Source organism: Arthrobacter sp. PL16 (assembly GCF_035985055.1).
GTDB lineage: Bacteria > Actinomycetota > Actinomycetes > Actinomycetales > Micrococcaceae > Arthrobacter_D > Arthrobacter_D cheniae.
The window spans coordinates 337,468-358,194 of sequence record NZ_JAXCIC010000002.1 but is presented as its reverse complement, the minus strand read 5'-3'; the positions used below and the strand labels follow the sequence as shown (position 1 = coordinate 358,194).

The following is a 20,727-nucleotide window of genomic DNA, read 5'->3' as shown; positions in this document are numbered from 1 at the left end:
CATCGTTCCCGAAAAGTTAGGCCGACCGCCGCCGGTTGAGTGGGGATGGCACCTCCCATAGGGCACGATGGAGCTATGACGGACATCACTCCTGCCGGAAGCTCGGCCGATCTGCCCGAAAACCCCGACGCCCCCCTGCTCGAGGTACGGAACCTGGCGGTGAGCTTCCGGACGACCCACGGCGAGGTCCAGGCGGTCGAGGATGCGAGTTTCACTCTTGAGCGCGGCAGCACCCTGGCGATCGTCGGTGAGTCCGGTTCGGGGAAGTCGACGACGGCGATGGCGTGCATCGGCCTGCTGCCCCGCAACGGCCGGGTCACCTCGGGAAGCATCACGTTCGAGGGACGGGACCTCGTCGGTCTGTCCGAAGCGAAGATGCGAGCCATCCGCGGCAGGGCGATCGGCCTCGTCCCGCAGGATCCGATGTCCAACCTGAATCCGGTGACGAAGATCGGCACGCAGGTCGCCGAGACCCTCCTCGTGCACGGCATGGCGACCAAGAAGAACGTCAAGCAGCGCGTCATCGAGGTACTTACCGCCGCCGGCCTGCCCGACGCCGGCGAGCGCGCAAAGCAGTACCCCCACGAGTTCTCCGGCGGCATGCGCCAGCGGGCACTGATCGCGATCGGCCTCGCCTGCCAGCCGCGCCTCCTCATCGCCGATGAGCCGACATCGGCCCTGGACGTGACCGTGCAGCGCACTATCCTCGACCAGATCGAGACCATGACCGAGCAGATCGGTACGTCCGTGCTGCTCATCACCCACGACCTCGGCCTCGCCGCCGAACGCGCCTCGCAGCTCGTGGTGATGCACCGTGGGCGAGTCGTGGAGACCGGCCCGGCCGAGCAGCTGCTCAATGACCCGCAACACCCCTACACGCAGTCGCTCGTGCGGGCGGCTCCCAGCGTCGCCGCGGTCCGACTGCGTCCCGGCGCCTTCAACGCGGACGCTGCGACGCGCCTCAAGCTCGCCGAGGCGGTATTCGCCGAGCACGAAGCTGGGCACGACGACGCAAGACATCCCGACTCCGCAACCGCGGATACGGCTGCCCCGCCCACTCCCGCTGCGCCCACCGGTGCCCACGCAGCGACGTCCTCGACGGACCGACCGGCCCAGCCCCGGTCCACCACCGGGACCACCGGGACCACCGGGACCACCGGGACCACCGCAGCCACCCCGCCGGCGAACATCGTCGAGATCCGCGACCTCACCAAGATCTACAAGCGGCGCGGCAGCAAGGAGGACTTCTATGCAGCGAAGAACGTCACGCTCGACGTGCCCCGCGGGCAGACCGTCGCGATCGTCGGGGAGTCCGGTTCGGGCAAGACGACGACGGCGAGGATGCTGCTCAAGCTGATCGAGCCGACATCGGGCACCATGACCTTCGACGGCATGGATGTCGCCACCCTCGACAAGGCGCAGCTCAACGATTTCCGGCAGCGCGTGCAGCCGATCTTCCAGGATCCCTACTCGTCGCTGAACCCGATGTTCACGATCGAGCGCATCGTCGAGGAACCGCTCAACGCCTACAAGCGGGGCTCGAAGAAGGATCGGGCGGCGCGCGTCCGTGAGCTCATGGACCAGGTCTCGCTCCCGCAGAACGCGCTGAGGCGCTACCCGGCGGAGCTCTCCGGTGGTCAGCGGCAGCGCGTCGCGATCGCCCGGGCCCTTGCCCTGCAGCCCGAGCTGATCGTGTGCGACGAGCCGGTCTCCGCGCTCGACGTTCTGGTACAGGCGCAGATCCTCAAACTCCTCGGCGACCTGCAGTCCGAGCTGGGCCTGAGCTACCTGTTCATCTCGCACGACCTCGCGGTGGTGCGGCTCATCTCGGACTACGTCTGCGTCATGAAGGACGGCGAGCTCGTGGAGGCGGCAAGTTCCGAAGAGGTGTTCCAGAACCCACGCCACCCCTACACCCGGAAGCTCCTCGCCTCCATTCCCGGGAACGAACTCAATATCCCCGAGGACCTCGCCTCCTAGTCGCCATCACCAGCTGATGCGGCCGGAGGATCTCACTCCGTGCCTCGTATTCCGTCCGCACCAGGCCGGCGTGCTCGTTCACGAGGCATATGAGAGCGGCCACCACCTTCTGAGGTGATGGCCGCCGGCTACGCGGACGAACGAGGGCTACTTTCTGCGGGTCTTCGGATCGAGGGCCTCGCGCAGCGATTCGCCAAGCAACGTGAAGCCGAGTGCCGTGATGACGATGCACGCGCCCGGGAGGAAGGCGAGCTGCGGTGCGACCGCGAGTTCAGCCTGCGCGTAGGTCAGCATGCGTCCCCACTCGGCGGTCTGCGGAAGCCCGCCGCCGAGGCCGAGGAAGGCCAGCGCGGCGGCGTCGATCACGGCGGTAGCGAGGCTGAGGGTAGCCTGCACGATCACGGGACCCATGCTGTTCGGCAGCAGGTGGCTCATCGTGATGGTGCGGCGGCTGAGCCCGAGGGTCTGCGCCGCGAGGATGTAGTCGGCACCACGCTGCGAGAGCATCGACGAGCGCAGGAGCCTCGCGAAGATCGGGATCTGGGAGACGCCGATGGCGATCATGATCGCGTAGGTGCTCTGGCCCAGCATCGCGGCGATGCTGACGGCGAGGAGGAGGCTGGGGACGGACAGCAGGATGTCCACGAACCGCATGATCAGGCTGTCCACCCAGCCGCCGAGGCCACCGGCCAGGACGCCCAGCAGCATACCGCCCGCGAGACCGAGCGCCGTCGAGATGACACCGATGAGCAGCGATGCCCGGGCGCCCCAGATGAGCTTGCTGAGGACGTCCCCACCGAAGCGGTCGAGGCCCAGCGGGAAGCCTTCGATCTCGCCCGGTCCGGGGATGGTGGTAGGAGTGATGGAGGTACGGCCGGGGAGGTCGTTCCCGCCGTAGGGTGCCAGGAGCGGGGCGAGGATCGCGACGAGCAGGAAGAGCCCGATGATGACGGCGCCCACGATTGCCTGCGGGTTGGTGCGCAGGCGGAGGAAAGCATCCTTCCAGAGTCCGGTTCCCCGTCCGGTGTCGATGGCGGGATCGTTCGGAGCCGCTGAACCGCCGACGGCGGGAGGCAGGATGGTACTCATTGCACACGCACCCTCGGGTCGATGACGGAGTAGGACAGGTCGACGATCAGGTTGATCAGCGCGTACAGGACCGCGATGAAGATGATGAAGCCCTGGAGCACGGGGTAGTCCAGCCCGAAGATCGCGTCACGCAGGAACCTGCCGATGCCGTTGAAGGCGAAGACCGTCTCGGTGAGCACCGCTCCCGAAATGAGCAGGCCGAGCTGGAGGCCGATGGTCGTGACCACCGGCAGCATCGCGTTCCTCAGGATGAAACTCCCGCGGATGGTCCGCTCCATCAGGCCCTTGGCGCGCGCGGTTCGCACGTAGTCGGCGTTCTGCACCTCGAGCACCGAGGCTCGCGTGATGCGGACGATGATCGCCAGCGGAATGGTGCCCAGGGCCAGCCCCGGGAGGATGAGGTGGAGGAAGGCGTCCCAGGCGGCGTCGTACTCGCCCGTCAGCAGGCCGTCCAGCACGTAGAACTGCGTGTAGTGCGTGGCGTCGATGCGGGGGCTCTGCCGACCGTCGGGAGGCAGGAGGGACCACTGGATGGCGAACAGGTACTTGAGGATGAAGGCCAGGAAGAAGACCGGCACGGTGATGCCGACCAGGCTGAGCACCACCGAGCTGTGGTCGAGGAACCTGCCGTAGTGCCTTGCCGCGAGGTATCCGAGCGGCACACCCACGCCGATCGAGAAGATCAGCGCGATCACGGTGAGTTCGAGCGTGGCGGGGAACCGCGTGGCGAACTCCTCGAGTACCGGGCGACCGGTGTTGATGGATACCCCGAAGTCACCCTGCAGCAGCTTGCCGATGTAGGTCAGGTACTGAACGATCAGGGGGCGGTCGAAGCCGTACAGCTCGTTGACCCGGGCGATCGCCTCGGGGGTCGCCTTCTCTCCCAGCAGCGCGGTCGCCGGACCACCGGGCAGGCTCCGCACCCAGAGGAACAGCAGGATGGACAGGCCGAACAGGGTGGGGACGAGCAGGGCTATCCGCTTGCCGATGACGCGTAACACTCAGGGATCCTTCCGGGTCGACCGGCGGGAGCCGGACAAGGGTCGAACAGCACGGGCCGGCCACCGGGATCAGTGGCCGGCCCGTGCAGCGTGGTGCTGCTACTCGCTCAGCTCGATCGCGGTGAAGACCTCGTCGTTGACGGGGCTCGCCGGGTAGGAGGTGACGCGGGGCGCGAACGCCAGCGATGGAGCGGGGTGGGCGAGCGGGATGGCCGGGTTGAACTCGGCGATCTGCTCGTTGATGTCCTTGTACAGCTCCGTCTGCTGGTCGCGGTCACTGACGCCGCGTGCCTCGTCGAGGGCCGCGAACAGCTCGGGGTTGTCGAAGCCGAACTCCAGCTTCTCCTGACCGAAGAAGACGCCGATGAAGTTGTCGGTGTCGTTGTAGTCGCCGGTCCACCCGAGGAGGTGCAGGCCGTGGTCCGGGGTGCCCTGGACCTGGTTGAGGTAGTCGGGCGACCAGGCTGCGGGAGCCGGGTTGACCGTGATACCTACCTCGCCGAGCTGCGCCTGCAGGTTGGTGAAGACCTGCTCGGGAGTCGGCATGTACGGGCGTGAGACGTTCGTCGGGTAGTTGAACGTGACATCGAAGCCGTCCGGGTAGCCGGCGTCGGCCAGCAGTTCCTTCGCACGGGTCGGGTCGTAGTCGTACGTCGTGACGTCCTCGTTGTAGCCGTCGACGACGTCGGGGATGAACTGCGTGGCGACCTTCGTGCCCTCGGGCAGGGTCTGCGCCACGAGCGCATCCTTGTCGATTGCGTGGGCGATGGCCTCGCGGACCTTCGGGTCCTTGAGCTCGGGGATGGCCTGGTTCATACCGAGGTAGAGGATGGTGAACGGATCACGCGGGGTGATGTTGTAGCCGGCGTCCTTCAGGGACTGCGTGTCGGCGGGTGCAACGAGGTCGTAGCCGTCGATGTCACCGGCCTCGAGTGCCTGGCGGCGTGCCTGCGGGTCGTCGATGATGCGGAAGATCGTGTTGGTGATCTGGCCCTTGTCGCCCCAGTAGTCGTCGTAGATCGAGACCTCGAGCTGCTGCCCGACGTCCCACGAGTCGAACTTGAACGGACCGGTGCCCACGGGGTGGCCGAGGGCGTACTCGCTCAGCGAGGGGGCTTCGGCGGTGCCGCCGATGTCGTCGGCCGAGTACTGCTCGAGCGCCGTCGGGCTCTGCATGGCGAAGGCCGGCAGGGACAGGGCTGCGATGAATCCGGCGAACGGCTTGGCGAGGTTGACGGTGACTTCGTTGTCACTGTTGGCCTCGCAGGACTCGTAGACGGCGTTCTCGGGGCTGTCGGCGAAGCCACGGAACAGCGAGCCGTAGTAGTACGACGTCGTCTCGGCCTGCTGGATGCCGGTCCAGTTGTACCAGCGGTCGAAGTTGAAGCAGACTGCCTCCGCGTCGAACGGGGTGCCGTCGTGGAAGGTCACGCCTTCCTTGAGCTGGAAGACCGTGGACAGTCCGTCCTCGGCGGTCTCCCACGACTCGGCGAGCAGTGGTGCCGGATCAGCTGTGCCTGCTTCGACGCCCACGAGGCCCTCGAAGATCTGGCGGCTGACGCGGAAGGACTCACCGTCGCTGGCGAAGGCAGGATCGAGCGACTTCGGATCGGAGGACGCAGCGAAGACGAAGGTGGAGTCGACCGCGGTATCGCCCTCGGCCGCGGTGTCCTCCTCGCGCTGGCTCTGAACGCAGCCCGTGAGAAGGAGAGCTGCGATGGACATTCCTGCTGTGAGCGCAGCGCGTTTTCTTGTGAAACCCGCGCCGCGCACGGATGTGCCTCGGTTGGACATGTGTTGCTCCCTGGTGAATGAGTGATTCCTACCGGATCTACCGGTATCCATGGGGACCACAGCGCGAACGCGCTGATCCGTGTGACGAGCCTAACTTCCAGGACGACCGTGAACGGTATTTCCCGGGCTTCCATGGTCACGATTTGGCATCACGCACAGTCCGGTGCGCGGTTGTCACGAGCACGAAATACCCCCGACATCGGAGGACCGAGCACGGACACCGGTGCACGCACGCACCGGTCCTCACCAGCAGTCGATCGAGTGGCTATGGACCTACCCGCGCGCGCACTGCCCGGCAGAGACGGCGTCGTCCAGGCCCGGCGCGCTCTCCGCGATGGGACGCAGCTCAGCCAGCGACAGCGCATAGCCGACAGGGGCGTTCGCAGTCGACTTGGCGAACACGACGCCGGCGACGCGACCCTGCAGATCCAGCAGCGGCCCGCCCGAGTTCCCCTGCTGCACATCGGCGGCGAGGCTGTAGACCTCGAGCGGCTGTGGATCCGCGCCGTAGATGTTCTTGACCAGGACGGGCGAGAGGCTCTGAACGCTTGCCGGCTGGATCCGGTACGGACCACCGGCGGGGTATCCCGCGAAGGCCGCCGTCGCGCCGGTGTCGAGCTCCTCGCCGAGAGGTAGCGGGGCTGCCTGCAATCCGTCGACCGCGATCACCGCGATGTCGCGGTCGGTGTCGAGCTGCACCACCCTCCCGGGCAGGGCTCCTCCGCCGGGGACCTCGACCACGGGCTCATCGACACCGGCGACGACGTGCGCGTTGGTGACCACACGCCCAGGGGCGACGACGAAGCCGGAACCGGTCTGGTTCTGCCCGCACTGGAAGGCCGTCCCCGTGATACGGACCACCGAGGCAGCAGCGGCGGCCAGTTCGGGGGTGTCGACCGAAGCATCGGGCACTTCAGCGGGCGCCACCGGTCCGACGGTCGCCAGGATCGTGGGGATGCCGTCGTCGACGGCGATCGTGCGCAGCTCGGCCATCCAGGTACGGACCGGTCCGGGCGTCACGGTATCGATGCCGCGGATCACCTGGGAGGCCGCGAGCTGCTGGGACAGGAACGGGACGCCGAGGGTCCCGACGCTGAATGCGAGCATCGAAAGGACCAGGGCGGCGACGACCACGTTCACCACACCACCGAGGACCCGGTCGATGATCCGGAGCGGCGGGAAGTCCGACCAGCGACGGATGGACGCGCCGAGAGCCGAACCGACGGCCTGTCCGAGAATGATCAGCACGACGACCGTGGCGATGACCGCGATGAGTCGCCACGGGTTGTCGGGGACCCAGCCGCTGACGAGCGGAATCGCGAAGAAGGCCGCGACCGCGCCCGCCACGAAGCCGGCGATACCGCCCAGGGTGACCAGGAAGCCATTGCGGATACCGGTCACGAGGTAGCCGAGCAGCACCACCAGCAGGACGAGATCGAGGAGCGTGAACTCCGCGAAGCTGATTTCGGGCACGTAGGTTCTCCCCTTGCTATGGACAGCGGGAGAAACGCGAACCTCCCTACACTGCGAGCGATTCTAGCTGTGCAGGATGTGAGGAGCGTGGGAGGACCGATCCCTCGACCCCCGGGGACCCGAATGCGCCGGACGCAGCGTGTATCAGTCGTCACATCCGCTCCGGTACGGCAAGATGGACAGGGGAAGACAGCGGGGACCGCCGCGGATCGACGCACGACAGACGCATCAGGAGAATTCATGGACATCGAGGTACTGCGCCGGGCGCCCCTCTTCGCATCACTGGGAGACGATGTCTTCGCCGCGCTCACGGACGAGCTGATCGAAGTGGACCTCCCCCGCGGTTCGTCGGTCTTCCGCGAGGGCGACCAGGGCGACCAGCTGTACTTCATCGTCTCCGGCAAGATCAAGCTGGGTCGCACGGCGCAGGACGGTCGCGAGAACCTCCTGGCCATCCTCGGCCCCGGCGAACTGTTCGGCGAGATGGCACTCTTCGATCCGAGCCCCCGGACGGCGACGGCGACGGCGGTGTCCGAGACGCGCCTGGCCGGCCTGAAGAACGAGAACCTCCGCACCCTCCTCGAGACCCGGCCCGAGGTCTCGGCCCAGCTCCTCCAGGCCCTCGCCCGCCGCCTGCGCCGCACCAACGAGTCCCTCGCCGATCTCGTCTTCTCCGACGTCCCGGGGCGCGTCGCCAAGGCGCTGCTCGACCTCGCCGATCGGTTCGGCCGCCCTGCCACCGACGGCATCCTCGTCGCCCACGAACTCACGCAGGAGGAATTGGCGCAGCTCGTCGGCGCATCACGGGAGACGGTCAACAAGGCCCTCGCGGAGTTCGTCCAGCGCGGCTGGCTGCGCCTCGAGGCGCGCGCCGTCGTCATCCTCGACATCCAGCGGCTGCGCCAGCGCAGCCGCTGATCCGAGCCGTCGCATGAAGAAGGCATCTACCGAACGGCAGGTGCCTCCTTCATGCTGCGAGCAGGCGGGCGTCAGCGGCCCCGCTGGACCGAGCCGCCCTCGGTGAGCTTGGGGCACTCGACCTGCAGCATCAGGTCGCCGTCGTGCTCCGACAGCTCGGGGTGGTAGAGCTTCACCGGGCGCTTGTGCGAGAGGTACGCGATGCAGCCCCGGGAGGACCCGATCTTCTCGAGGATGATCTCGACCGCTGGTACCGCGAGTTCACTGAGGGTGCGACCCACCGTGTTCGGCTGGCCCACCTCGTCCCCCAGCTTCGTGGTGTCGCGGTCCGCGACCTCCTTGGCGGCCCAGCGCCACTGTCCCCAGACGCCCTTGCTTCCGAGGATGCTCGGTTCCTGGTTCACGGGCTGGGCTGCGGCGAAGTAATGGGTGTCGAAGCGACGGTGCGCGAAGTCCGGGGTCAGCCAGTGCGAGAGGGGCTTGATGAGGTCGGTCCGCACGCCGAGTCCGCGGCGGGAGAGGATATCGGTGAACCGGCACTCACCCTCGTTGATGGCTTCGCGGGCCTTCATCCATTCCTTGGCCTGCGTCCCCTCCACGAGGGACGACGCATCCGGTCCTGCGAGCAGGACACCGGTCTCCTCGAACAGCTCACGGATGGCGCAGAGTACATGCCGACGGGCAACGCGGTGGTCGGCGACGCCGAGGGTCTTCGCCCACACCGACGGCGTAGGACCGAACCAGCTGATGTCGTCGTCGTCGGACTCCTCGATGCTTCCGCCCGGGAAACCGAGAACCCCCAGCGGGGACTGCCCGCGCCGGTAGGAGAGGTAGGTCTCCGTGCCGATCGCAGTGTCGCGGAGGAGGACCACCGACGACGCCGCCCTGGGCTTGAGGGGAGTACGGTCCCCGTGCTCTATCCAGCTCTGAGCCGCGGTGCGCTGGTCCGGATGTACGGGGAACAGCCTGGTGCTGAGACGGTCCACGGCCTAGGTGAACTCCGCGATGACCTCGACCTCGACGGGCGAGTCGAGGGGGAGGACGGCCACGCCGACGGCGGAACGGGCGTGGACGCCGGCATCTCCGAGGACGGCGCCGAGCAGTTCGGAGGCTCCGTTGACGACCCCGGGCTGACCGGTGAAGGAGGGGTCGGAGGCTACGAACCCCACGACCTTGACGATGCGGGTGATGCGGTCGAGGTCGCCGATCTGGCTCTTGATGGCAGCGAGGGCGTTCACCGCACAAGTGGCAGCGAGGGCCGTGGCCGTCTCGGCGTCGACGCCGCCGTCCGCAGCGCCGACCCTGCCCGAAGCTGGGAGTTTGCCGTCAATCAGAGGCAGCTGCCCGGAGGTGTACACGAGGTTGCCGCTGATCACTGCCGGCACGTAGGCGGCCAGCGGAGGAACGACACCGGGAAGGGTCACTCCTCGCTCGGCCAGGCGTGCCTCGACGGCGGAAACCGTGGGAAGTTGAGCCGACAAGGCTAGTTCTTCTCCCTCTTCAGGTAGGCGACGAGTCCCTTGCCGTCCGGTCCGGGAACCACCTGCACGAGCTCCCATCCATCATCGCCCCACTGGTCCAGAATCTGCTTCGTGGCATGGATGATGAGCGGAATCGTGGAGTACTCCCATTTCGTCATGAGGAAAGCCTAGCGCGTGCTTGTAAACTGGAATAATGGCTGCGCGCAAATCCCCCCTGTTCGACACGGCTACCACCCTCGGCAAGATCATTGCGTTCCTCGGAATCAGTGGACTCGCCGGCGTGCTCGCCGCAGGTCTCCTCGTCCCCGTGGCTGCTGCCGCCGGCACGGGAGCCTCCGCCTCCATCCAGTTCTTCGAGGAACTGCCTGCCGAGCTGGAGCGCGATGCGCTGGCCCAGCCCACCAAGATCGTGGCAGCGGACGGATCGCTGATCGCGACGCTGTTCGAGGAGAACCGGCAGCCCATCACGCTCGACCAGGTGTCGCCCTACATGAAGGACGCCCTGATCGCCATCGAGGACTACCGGTTCTACGATCACGGCGGCGTGGATGTCGAGGGCATCATGGGCGCCCTCGCCAGCAACCTCACCAGCGGCACCGAGCGGGGAGCCTCGACCCTGACGCAGCAGTTCGTCACGAACGTCCTGATCGACTCCGCGCTGCAGAACAACGAGACCGCAGTGTTCAGCGGCGACAAGACGGTGGGCGACAAGCTCCGCGAGATGAAGCTCGCCATCGCGGTGGAGAAGGAACTGAGCAAGGACGAGATCCTCGAGGGCTACCTCAACATCGTCCAGTTCAGCGGCACGAGCTACGGGGTCCAGGCGGCCTCGAAATACTTCTTCAACGTCGACGCGGCGAACCTCAACATCCAGCAGAGCGCGTTGCTCGCCGGTGTGGTGAACGGCCCCACGCTATACAGCCCCGAGTTGAATCCCGAAGCATCGCTGCAGCGCCGCAACCTCGTCATCGGAGCCATGCTCACCCGGGGCAAGATCACGCAGGAGGAGCACGACGCCGCCGTCGCCACCGGACTGGACCTGGCTATCACGCCGACGCTGAACGGCTGCGTGGGCGCGGCACAGGCACCGTACTTCTGCGACTACGTCACCCACCTCATCATGAACGACCCCGCGTACGGCGAGACGACGGAGGACCGCGAGAAGGTGCTGTACCGCTCCGGCCTCACGATCAAGACGACCCTCGACCCCCGCGTCCAGGGCGCCGCGCAGACAGCCGTCAACGAGACCGCCAACCCGGACACGACGGACGGCGCCGTGGGCCACACGATGATCAGCCTGGATCCCAAGACCGGCAGCATCCTGTCGATGGCGCAGAACACGCGCTACAACCCCGAGGTGGCCCAGGGCAACACCGTCCTCAACTTCAACGTCGACCAGTTCGACGGCGGCGACCCGACGAAGAGCCTGGGCGGCGGCGGCGGATTCCAGCCCGGCTCCACCTACAAGCCGTTCACCGTCGCCGCATGGGTGGAGAGTGGCAAGGCGCTCAACCAGGTGGTCGACGGCACCAAGAAGACCTATCGGCAGGGTGACGAGTGGAGGGCGAGTTGCGCGCAGGGCGGTGAGTTCCAGATCCAGGAAGAGGATGGGTACACCCCGCAGAACTACGGCGACATCAACTACCGGTACACCTCCGTCCTCGACGGCCTCGCGCAGTCGCTGAATACCATCACGATGTCGAGCGCGAAGCAGCTGGACCTGTGCCGGATCCGGGACATGGCCTACGACCTCGGCGTCCATCAGGCCAAGAGTGCCGAAGGCGAGGAAGTGGCGTTCGGCTTCCAGCCGTCCGCACTGATCGGTGGTGGCGGCGAGGCCGCTCCGATGTCGATGGCGACGGCCTACTCGGGGTTCGCCAATGACGGGGTCGTATGCCGGCCCCGCGCGCTGACCGAGGTGACCGCGATCGACGGGACCAGCTACCCGGTCCCCGCCGTCGCCTGCGAACGGAAGATCTCCCAGGATGTTGCACGAGGCGTCAACTACGCCACGCAGCGCGTCATGACCGACGGCTCGGGACAGCTCCTGGAATACGGAGGGATCCCCATGGCCGGCAAGACCGGCACCAACGACGAACGCTCGCAGACCTGGTTCATGGGCTACAACTCCGACATGGTCACGGCCAGCTGGGTGGGCAACTGGCAGGCGGAAGGACCGGGCAGTTCGCTGGGCGGCCTCCAGATCGGCGGTCAGGTGTACCCCGAGATCGACGGCTCCCTGATCGCCGGACCGTCGTGGGCGGAGTTCATGCAGCAGATCCCGGGCCTGTACGTCGGCGCACCCTTCGCCGCGCCCCCTGCCAGCGTCATCAACGGCGCACAGCGCGGCACCACGACGCCGACCAACCCCGGCCGGCAGACGTCTCCCGCCGCTCCAGGTACCGGCACCAACACCGGCGGTACTGGCACTGGCGGCACCACCGGTGGTACCACTGGAGGAGCGGCCGGCGACGGCGGCAACAACGGCAACGGAGGAAACGGCTAGCGTGACATCGACTCAGACATCCCGGAGCGGGGCACCGCTCGGCTGGGCGGCAGGACTCACCCTGACCACCGCGGCCGCAACCCTCGCCTACGCCGCGGCTGTCGAGCGCACCCTGTACCAGGTGCGGGAGGAGACGTTGCCCATCCTTCCTCCGGGCGCCGCTCCCCTGCGGATACTGCACCTCTCGGACATCCACATGGTCCCCGGCCAGAAGTCGAAGGCGGACTGGCTCCACAGTCTGGCCAGCCTGAATCCCGACCTGGTGGTCAACACGGGCGACAACCTCAGCCACAAGAAGGCCGTGGGGCCACTACTCGAGGCGCTGGAACCACTCCTCAAGGTTCCGGGGGTCTTCGTCCCGGGCTCCAACGACTACTACGCCCCGGTGTTCAAGAATCCCCTGAGGTACTTCGCGGGGCCATCGATCGCTCCGAAGGAATCCGCGGCGCAGGACCTGCCGTGGGCCGATATGTTCAGTGCCTTCGGTGCCGCCGGTTGGGTCGACCTGACCAACAGGTCACAGTCCATCGGCTTCCGGAACATGCGGATCGACTTCACGGGAGTGGACGACCCGCACCTGGATCGGGACCGCTACGCGTCCTACCCTCCCGGCAGCAGCACCTCGGCGGAGGCGCCGCACATCCGGGTCGCCGTCGCGCACGCTCCCTACCAGCGCGTCCTCGACTACTTCACCGCCGGCGGTGCGGACCTCATGCTCGCGGGGCATACGCACGGCGGCCAGGTCTGCATCCCGGGATACGGCGCACTCCTCAGCAACTGCGACCTGCCGACCTGGCGCGCACGGGGCCTGACCCAGTGGGACCATGAGGGCCGAAGCGTTCCCCTGAACGTCTCGGCGGGCATCGGTACTTCGCGCTTCGCTCCGGTCCGGTTCGCCTGCCGACCCGAAGCAGTGCTCCTGACGCTTACTCCCCGGAATTCCCGCTAGCCAGTAGTTTCTGCTTCTTCGGGTTTCTCGGACGTGGTCGGCGATACAGCCCTCCTGTCCTAGCATGGTTGCCAAGGGACACCAACAACCATCGTTCACCGAAGAGACGGCATGACGAACCAGAACACACTGTGGCAATCGCTCGGCCGGCTCTACCCGTATGTCAAACCGATCATCCCCCGCCTGATCCTGGGGCTGCTCTGCGCGCTCGGCGCGAGCGTGATGGCACTGGCCATCCCCCAGGTGCTGCGTGTGCTCATCAATGACGCGCTGGCGGAGGGTGGGTCGGCGCGCACGGTGTGGGTGGCTTCCGGCGTCGTGCTGGTCCTCGGTGTCCTCGAGGCGGTCTTCGTGGCGCTGCGGCGTCAGTTCGTCATCGCACCGGCGACGACGGTGGAGATGAACATGCGCACGTCCTTCTACCGCCACCTGCAGAACCTGACGGTTGAGTTCCACGATCGCTGGGGCAGCGGGCAACTCCTCTCCCGCGCCATGAGCGACATCAACCTCATGCGCCGATGGATGGCCTTCGGCCTGATCATGCTCGTGGTGACGTCGCTGACCGTGGTGATGGGCGTGGTGATCATGTTCTTCACCAGCTGGGCCCTTGCCCTGATCTTCGTCGCGGCCGCCGTACCCCTCATGGTGTACGGGTACCGCTTCCGCACCTCCTACAGCCGCGTTTCCCGCAAGAGCCAGGACCAGGCCGGAGACCTCGCGACGACGGTCGAGGAGTCGGTACACGGCATCCGCGTCCTCAAGGCATTCGGGCGCAGCCGCGAAGCCCTGGAGGACTTCGAGGCGCAGGCCGAGGAGTTGCGCCAGACGGAGATCGTCAAGGCGAGATCCCTCGCACACTTCTCCATGATCGTGACCCTGCTGCCGGAGCTGGCCCTGGGGGCCTCGCTCGTCGTCGGTGTGGCCCTGGCTGCGAGCGGCGACGTGACCATCGGTGCGCTCGTGGCCTTCTTCGCCACGGCTGCAGCCGTCGCCGGGCCGGTCGAGTTCATCGGCCCCCTGCTCGCTATGACCTTCACGGCGAAGACGGCCATCGACAGGCACTACGAGGTGATGGATTCCGAGAACACCATCACCGATGCCGCGGCGCCTGTCCATCTCGGAGCGGCCAGGGGCGACGTCGTGTTCGAAGCCGTCCACTTCCGCTACCCCGACGCACAGGACCACGCCGGGGACGTGCTGAACGGTATCGACCTGCGGCTGCGAGCCGGCGAGACAATGGCCCTGGTCGGAGTCACCGGCTGCGGCAAGAGCACTCTGCTCCAGCTGGTCCCCCGTTTGTACGACGTGACGGGCGGTGGCATCACCATCGACGACGTGGACGTGCGCAGCTTCACCCTGGAGGACTTGCGAACCCTCGTCGCCGTGGCCTTCGAGGACACGACCCTCTTCTCCACCTCCGTGCGCGACAACGTGCTCATGGGTTCGGACGCCACGGGAGCCGAGGCGGATCGCATCCTGGCGGAAGCGCTCGAGGTGGCGCAGGCACAGTTCGCCTACGATCTGCCCGAGGGACTCGAGACGCTCATCGGGGAGGAGGGGCTCAGCCTTTCGGGCGGTCAGCGCCAGCGGATCGCCCTGGCACGGGCCATCGCGGCACAACCGACGGTCCTCGTTCTCGACGATCCCCTGTCCGCCCTCGACGTCGCCACCGAGGAACGCGTCGAGGAAGGGCTACGCGCCGTGCTCGGCTCGACGACCACACTGATCGTGGCGCACCGCCCGTCCACCGTGGCGCTGGCGGATCGCGTCGCCCTTCTGCAGGACGGGCGCATCGCCGACGTCGGCACGCACTCCGAACTCCTCGCCCGCAACGACCACTACCGGTACGTCATCGCCAGCCTCGACGACGAGGAGATCGCCCAGCTCGGGCGCGCGGTCCGACCCGAGCTCGACGACGAGGAGGCACTGGCATGAGCCGGACCACGACGCCCACCGGCAGGACGCCGAAGGACAGGAAGAGGAAGAGAGTCCTGGACAGGAACACCGGCACGGAGCCCCAGGGAGGACCGTCCGTCGGCGTCCTCAACGAGGACGCGATCCTCCTCGACCGCGCCCAGAGCAAGTCCGTCCGCTCGAGGTCCTTCCAGCTCCTCGGCTCCCTCATCCGCCCGAACCGCAGGCAGTTCGTCTGGACCGTCCTGCTGGTGGTCATCTCGCAGGCGGCGCGCGTCGCCGGTCCCGCCATCATCGCGTTCGGCATCGACCGCGCCCTGCCTGCTCTGATAGCTGGGGACTCCCTCATGCTGTGGGTCGCCGGCGGTACCTACCTCCTGGCGGCCGTGCTCGCCTCGGTCCTGACCGCAGGCTATGTCCGGGCGACGGCACAGCTGAGCCAGGCCATGCTCCTGGACCTCCGTGTGCGCGTCTTCCGGCACACGCAGCGGCTGAGCCTGGAGTTCCACGAGAAGTACACCTCGGGCCGCATCATCTCCCGGCAGACATCGGACCTGGAGGCGCTCCGGGAGCTCCTCGATTCGGGTGTCAGCTCGCTCGCCTCGGGCGCCATCTTCATGATCTTCACGGCGATCACCATCTTCGCCCTCGACTGGCGGACGGGCTTCCTGATCCTGGCCGCCGCGGTGCCGATGTTCTTCCTGACACGCTGGTACCAGAGGCACTCGCAGATCGCCTTCCGCGAGTCGAGGGTGGTGTCGGCGAAGCTGATCGTGCACTTCATCGAGACCATGACCGGTATCCGTGCCGTGAAGGCGTTCCGCCGCGAGTCCGTGAACGCCCGTCGCTACGACGAGCTGGCAGAGGACTACCGGACGGTCACCGTCCGTTCCATCAACCTGAACGGGATCTTCCAGCCCGGGCTGGTCCTGATCGGCAACGTGACGGTCGCCGTGGTGCTCATGGTCGGCGGGTTCAGGGTTCTGGGCGGCACCCTCGAGGTAGGGGCCCTTCTCGCGCTGCTCCTCTACAGCAAGCGCTTCTTCCAGCCCGTTGACCAGATGGCGATGTTCTACAACTCCTTCCAGTCGGCTGCGGCCGCACTCGAGAAGGTCTCCGGCCTGCTCGAGGAGGTTCCCACCGTCCGCCCGCCCAAGAACCCGGTGTCGCTGCCGGACCCTCGCGGTGCCGTCGAGTTCCACGACGTCGAGTTCCGCTACGGCAAGGGGCCCGTGGTGCTGCCCACCATGAACCTCGCCATCCGGGCGGGCCAGACCGTCGCCCTGGTGGGCCAGACGGGCGCGGGCAAGTCGACGCTCGCGAAGCTCATCGCGCGCTTCTACGACGTCTCCGAGGGCAGGCTCACGCTCGACGGCGTGGACCTCCGCGACCTCGCGTCGACGGACCTCCGCCGCGCCGTCGTCATGGTGACGCAGGAGGCGTTCCTGTTCAGCGGGTCGGTGGCGGACAACATCGCGCTCGGGAAGCCCGAGGCCAGCCGGGAGGAGATCGTCGCAGCGGCCCGCGCCGTCGGCGCCGAGGAGTTCATCCTCGAGCTCCCGGAGGGCTTCGACACCGACGTGAACAAACGCGGCGGTCGTGTCTCTGCGGGCCAGCGGCAGCTCATCAGCTTCGCGCGGGCGTTCCTCGCGGATCCGGCGGTCCTCATCCTCGACGAGGCGACGTCGTCCCTCGACATCCCGAGCGAGCGCCTCGTGCAGGAGGGCCTGCAGAAGCTCCTCGGCAACCGCACGGCGCTCATCATCGCGCATCGCCTGTCCACCGTCGCGATCGCCGACCGCGTCCTCGTGGTGCACGACGGCCGCATCGTCGAGGATGGCACCCCCGCCGAGCTCATCGGCGGCTCGGGGCGATTCGCGACGCTGCACGCGGCGTGGAAGGACTCACTCGTCTGACGACCTCCGGTGCCGGCGCGCCCGGTTTTCCTCGCCGCTGATCCTCGGCTATTCTGGGACAGTTGCTGTTCGGGAGGTTCGTCCTCCCGTGTGGGAGCACCGGGGTGTGGCGCAGCTTGGTAGCGCGCGTCGTTCGGGACGACGAGGTCGCAGGTTCAATTCCTGTCACCCCGACCGGATTAATACGCAGGAAGCCCGCTGGGGACCAGCGGGCTTCCTGTATATCCGGCTGGTTCAGCGGGCCGGGACGGTCACGACCTCATAGCCGCGGGGATTCAGGGCGCCGAACTTCGCGTTGGCGAGGGCCAGCGTCTTGCCGAACAGGGCCACCGTCGTCGGGACGTCGAACCGTGGGCTCTTGATGACGTCCTCCACCTGACCGCTCGCAAGGTCGTTCGACAGGTCGATGCGGCTGACCTGGTTCTTCCTGTTCTGGACGGCGTACACGGTGTCGCCCTTGGCAAGGATGCCGTCGACGTTCGGCAGCGCGCCGGTCGCGATGACATCGCTCACTCCGGTGTCCGGGTCAACGGTGTAGAGCGCCTGGTTGGCGGAGTGCGCCACGATCAGTGTCCTTCCACCGTCGACCGACGTGATGCCGTTGAGGTTGAAACCAGTTTCCACCAGGGCCGCCGGGCCGGACAGCGGAATCGTCTGCACCTCACCGAGCTCCCCGTGCCGGCCGACCGGGATGAAGTAGAGCTCGGCGCGGCGGGAGTTGGTGAAGTAGGCCCCGTCCTTCGTGAGTGTGACGTCGTTGATGAAGGCCTCTGCCCTCGTCAACCGGACGTCGGCGACGGGGGCGCCGGTGCGGGTGTCGTACACGTAGGCCTGACCCTTGGCGCCGCCTGAGACGAACAACAGATCGTTCTTCACATCGGCTTTCAAACCGACAGCGACCCTGCCGTCCGGTGCGTCGATGAAGGGTTCCGCAGTGCCCTTCCGGATATCGCCACGGTAGATGTCGCCGTCGCCGAGGTCTCCCGCGTAGAACGTTGATCCCCTGCCTGCGGCGATACCCTCAGCTCCCGACGCACCGGGGAGCGGGATGAACGCTCCCGGGTGCTTCTGAGCTGCGGCCGCCGCCGCCTGGGTAGATGACGGCGGGGCTGCGACGGCTCCTGTGGCCGGCAGCAGTAGCCCGCCGGTCGCGACGATCGCAACCGCCGCGCGTGTCAGCGCCATACGGCGCACGGACGTTGACTGACTGGTGCTGTGGGAGGTGGTGGTATTCACGGTGCTCCTCGTTGGTTCGCGCGCGCGGCCCTGCCCGGGGCTCCGCACGGCTCTGTGACGGATGGGTTGCTGAGAAGGCGATGGAACAGTCGATCGTCGTGAACCGCGGCTGCAGCCGTGGTACTGACGGCCTGGGTCTGCCAGTTCGATAACGCGCCGGTCACGGGCTTTGTCCCCCGTAGCCAAGGGGTGGTCGCACCGTGGTTCGGGACACTACCGCCGCCGGCGGATCGGGCGTCAGGCGAACGTGCGACCCGTCAGCCGCTCGTACGCCTCGACGTAGCGTGCGCGTGTGCGCTCGACGACGTCGTCGGGCAGTGCGGGAGGCTCCGACGAGCGGTCCCAGCCCGTGGCGTCGGACGTCAGCCAGTCGCGGACGAACTGCTTGTCGAACGACGGCTGCACCTGCCCGGGCGCGTAGAGTGCCGCATCCCAGAAACGCGAGGAATCCGGCGTCAGCACCTCGTCCCCGAGCGTGATGCGCCCCGTGGCAGGGTCGAGCCCGAATTCCACCTTCGTGTCCGCGAGGATGATGCCCCTCTCGCGCGCGATCTCCTCGGCCCTCGCGTAGATGTCGAGCGTGAGCGTGCGGAGCTCGGCCGCGGCGTCGTCACCCACGGTCATGACGACGGCGTCATAGGTGATGTTCTCGTCGTGCTCGCCCACCTCGGCCTTCGCGGAGGGAGTGAAGAGCGCGGGATGCAGGCGCGAGCCGTCCACGAGGCCCTCGGGCAACGGCAACGAGCACACGGTCCGCGACGCCCGGTACTCGAGCAGCCCGCTTCCCGTGAGGTAGCCGCGCGCGATGCACTCGATGGGATACATGATGAGCTTGCGGCAGATCATGGCCCGGCCCTCGACGGCGGCGGGGACACCGCCTGCCGCATCGGCGGCGATCACATGGTTCGGGATACCGCCGAGCTGCTCGAACCACCAGAGGCTGAGCTGCGTCAGGACGCGGCCCTTGTCGGGGATCTCGGTGGCGAGGACGTGGTCGTATGCGCTGATGCGGTCGCTGGCGACCACGAGGACGACGTCGTCGGGCCCGCCCTCAGGCTCGTACAGGTCGCGTACCTTGCCGGAGTAGACGTGCCGCCAGCCCGGGAGGTCGACGTGCGGGGGCGCGAAACCGCTCATGTCGTAGCCGCCGCGGGTCCGGAGACGGTGACTTCGGCGCGGGATGCCTTGAGCGCGATGTCCGTTCGGAACTGCCCGCCCTGGAGCTCGATCAGGGAGAGGCCCTCATAGGCGGTGGAGCGCGCGTCCTCCAGGGAGTCCCCGAGCCCGACGACGGCCAGCACGCGGCCGCCGGCGCTGACCACCTTGCCGTCGCGCAGCGCGGTTCCCGCATGCAGCACGGTGGCGCCGTCGACCTTGCCTGCCTTCTTCAGGCCCCGGATGCGCCGTCCGGTGACAGGAGTGTCGGGATAGTTCTCGGATGCGAGGACGACGGCGACGGCCGTCTGCGGAGACCAGTTCAGCTGATCGATCTGGTCGAGGGTGCCCTTGGCGGCCGCGAGCAGCACGCCGCCGAGGGGTGTCGCCAGCCGGGCGAGCACGGCCTGGGTCTCGGGGTCGCCGAAGCGGGCGTTGAACTCGATGACGCGCATGCCGCGGGAGGTGAGGGCGAGCCCCACGTAGAGGACACCGGCGAACGGCGTGCCGCGGTGGGCCATCTCGTCGATCACGGGCTGGGCAACGCGCGAGATGACCTCCTCGACGAGGGTCGCCGGGACCCACTCGAGCGGTGAGTAGGCGCCCATGCCTCCGGTGTTCGGACCCTGGTCGCCGTCGTGGATGCGCTTGAAGTCCTGGGCCGGCGCGAGCGGGACGACGGTCCGCCCGTCGGAGAGGACGAAGAGGGACACCTCGGGTCCGTCGAGGTATTCCTCGATCACCACCGTGCCCCCCGCCGCGAAACAGGCGGACGCATGGGCGCGGGCTTCGTCGAGGTCGTCGGTGACCACGACTCCCTTACCCGCGGCGAGGCCGTCGTCCTTCACCACATAGGGGGCGCCGAAGGTGCAGAGCGCCTCACCGGCCTCCTCGTCGGTCGCGGCGACGCGCGCCATCGCCGTCGGCACACCGGCAGCAGCCATGACCTGTTTCGCGAAGGCCTTGGAGGCCTCGAGCTGCGCCGCTGCCCTGGTAGGGCCGAAGACGGGGATGCCCTCGTCAAGGAGCGCATCAGCGATACCCGCGGCGAGCGGCGCCTCGGGACCGATGACCACGAGGCCGACGCCGAGGCGTCGGGCGAGGCCTGTCACCGCGGCCGGATCGCTGGCATCGATGTCGTGGGTCGGCACGTCCTCGGCGATCCCGGCGTTGCCGGGTGCTGCGTGCACCTCCCGGACGAAGGGGTCGGCCAGCAACGCCCGGACGATGGCATGTTCGCGGCCTCCGGGGCCCAGCACTAGAACCTTCACAGTAGGACAGCGTACTGGAGGTGCCCGGGCCCACACAGTGTGCG

16 protein-coding genes and 1 tRNA gene are annotated in these 20,727 nt (G+C 67.6%); 7 read left to right on the top strand and 10 right to left on the bottom strand.

The features are described from left to right. Positions 1–75: 75 nt before the first annotated feature. Positions 76–1,980 (top strand): ABC transporter ATP-binding protein, encoded by a 1,905-nt coding sequence (locus RCH21_RS05305; RefSeq protein ID WP_326963495.1) that lies wholly within the window; start codon positions 76–78, stop codon positions 1,978–1,980. 147 nt (positions 1,981–2,127) lie between these two features. On the opposite strand, the gene RCH21_RS05300 is transcribed toward RCH21_RS05305, so the two are convergent. From RCH21_RS05300 to RCH21_RS05285, 4 genes are all read right to left on the bottom strand, one after another. Beyond that, positions 2,128–3,069, bottom strand: a complete 942-nt coding sequence (locus tag RCH21_RS05300) for an ABC transporter permease (RefSeq protein ID WP_120147312.1) — start codon at positions 3,067–3,069, stop codon at positions 2,128–2,130. Continuing rightward, a complete protein-coding gene (locus RCH21_RS05295) occupies positions 3,066–4,070 on the bottom strand; it encodes an ABC transporter permease (protein ID WP_120147313.1) in 1,005 nt (334 codons plus the stop codon). The genes RCH21_RS05300 and RCH21_RS05295 overlap by 4 nt, the downstream gene beginning before the upstream one ends. A 99-nt stretch (positions 4,071–4,169) precedes the next feature. Beyond that, positions 4,170–5,864: an ABC transporter substrate-binding protein gene (locus RCH21_RS05290; RefSeq protein WP_326963494.1), complete on the bottom strand. Its 1,695-nt coding sequence runs from the start codon at positions 5,862–5,864 to the stop codon at positions 4,170–4,172. A 273-nt stretch (positions 5,865–6,137) separates the two neighbouring features. Further along, on the bottom strand, positions 6,138–7,337 hold the full coding sequence (locus RCH21_RS05285; RefSeq protein WP_326963493.1) for a MarP family serine protease: 1,200 nt from the start codon (positions 7,335–7,337) through the stop codon (positions 6,138–6,140). A gap of 240 nt (positions 7,338–7,577) precedes the next feature. Here RCH21_RS05285 and RCH21_RS05280 point away from each other — a divergent pair, with 240 nt between their 5' ends. After that, on the top strand, positions 7,578–8,255 hold the full coding sequence (locus RCH21_RS05280) for a Crp/Fnr family transcriptional regulator (RefSeq protein ID WP_087028341.1): 678 nt from the start codon (positions 7,578–7,580) through the stop codon (positions 8,253–8,255). Between the two features lie 71 nt (positions 8,256–8,326). On the opposite strand, the gene RCH21_RS05275 is transcribed toward RCH21_RS05280, so the two are convergent. Genes RCH21_RS05275 through RCH21_RS05265 form a run of 3 tightly spaced genes read right to left on the bottom strand, consistent with a single transcriptional unit; the run spans position 8,327 to position 9,894 of the window. Next, complete coding sequence (locus RCH21_RS05275) at positions 8,327–9,241, bottom strand: NUDIX hydrolase (protein WP_326963492.1); 915 nt, start codon at positions 9,239–9,241, stop codon at positions 8,327–8,329. Between the two features lie 3 nt (positions 9,242–9,244). Then, positions 9,245–9,736 (bottom strand): RidA family protein, encoded by a 492-nt coding sequence (locus tag RCH21_RS05270; protein WP_326963491.1) that lies wholly within the window; start codon positions 9,734–9,736, stop codon positions 9,245–9,247. A 2-nt stretch (positions 9,737–9,738) separates the two neighbouring features. Then, entirely contained in the window at positions 9,739–9,894 is a 156-nt protein-coding gene (locus RCH21_RS05265; protein WP_120147317.1) for a DUF4177 domain-containing protein, read from the bottom strand. A 35-nt stretch (positions 9,895–9,929) separates the two neighbouring features. Between RCH21_RS05265 and RCH21_RS05260 the strand changes: the two genes are divergently transcribed. The 5 genes from RCH21_RS05260 (at position 9,930) to RCH21_RS05240 (ending at position 17,195) form a co-directional block, all read left to right on the top strand. Further along, positions 9,930–12,242 carry a transglycosylase domain-containing protein gene (locus RCH21_RS05260; protein ID WP_326963490.1) on the top strand — a complete coding sequence of 771 codons (2,313 nt, stop codon included), beginning with the start codon at positions 9,930–9,932 and terminating at the stop codon, positions 12,240–12,242. A gap of 1 nt (position 12,243) precedes the next feature. Then, positions 12,244–13,191, top strand: a complete 948-nt coding sequence (locus tag RCH21_RS05255) for a metallophosphoesterase (RefSeq protein WP_442784668.1) — start codon at positions 12,244–12,246, stop codon at positions 13,189–13,191. A 111-nt stretch (positions 13,192–13,302) separates the two neighbouring features. Then, complete coding sequence (locus tag RCH21_RS05250) at positions 13,303–15,126, top strand: ABC transporter ATP-binding protein (RefSeq protein ID WP_326963489.1); 1,824 nt, start codon at positions 13,303–13,305, stop codon at positions 15,124–15,126. After that, positions 15,123–17,021, top strand: coding sequence for an ABC transporter ATP-binding protein (locus RCH21_RS05245; RefSeq protein ID WP_326963488.1), 1,899 nt, complete (start codon positions 15,123–15,125; stop codon positions 17,019–17,021). The genes RCH21_RS05250 and RCH21_RS05245 overlap by 4 nt, the downstream gene beginning before the upstream one ends. 100 nt (positions 17,022–17,121) lie before the next feature. Next, positions 17,122–17,195, top strand: a tRNA-Pro gene (locus tag RCH21_RS05240). 60 nt (positions 17,196–17,255) lie between these two features. Here RCH21_RS05240 and RCH21_RS05235 read toward each other — a convergent pair. The 3 genes from RCH21_RS05235 to purD form a co-directional block, all read right to left on the bottom strand. Continuing rightward, a complete protein-coding gene (locus tag RCH21_RS05235) occupies positions 17,256–18,257 on the bottom strand; it encodes a hypothetical protein (protein WP_326963487.1) in 1,002 nt (333 codons plus the stop codon). Between the two features lie 237 nt (positions 18,258–18,494). Then, entirely contained in the window at positions 18,495–19,394 is a 900-nt protein-coding gene (locus RCH21_RS05230) for a phosphoribosylaminoimidazolesuccinocarboxamide synthase (protein WP_326963486.1), read from the bottom strand. Further along, entirely contained in the window at positions 19,391–20,683 is a 1,293-nt protein-coding gene (purD, locus tag RCH21_RS05225; protein ID WP_326963485.1) for a phosphoribosylamine--glycine ligase, read from the bottom strand. Before purD ends, RCH21_RS05230 begins: the two co-directional genes overlap by 4 nt. Between the last annotated feature and the right edge of the window lie 44 nt (positions 20,684–20,727).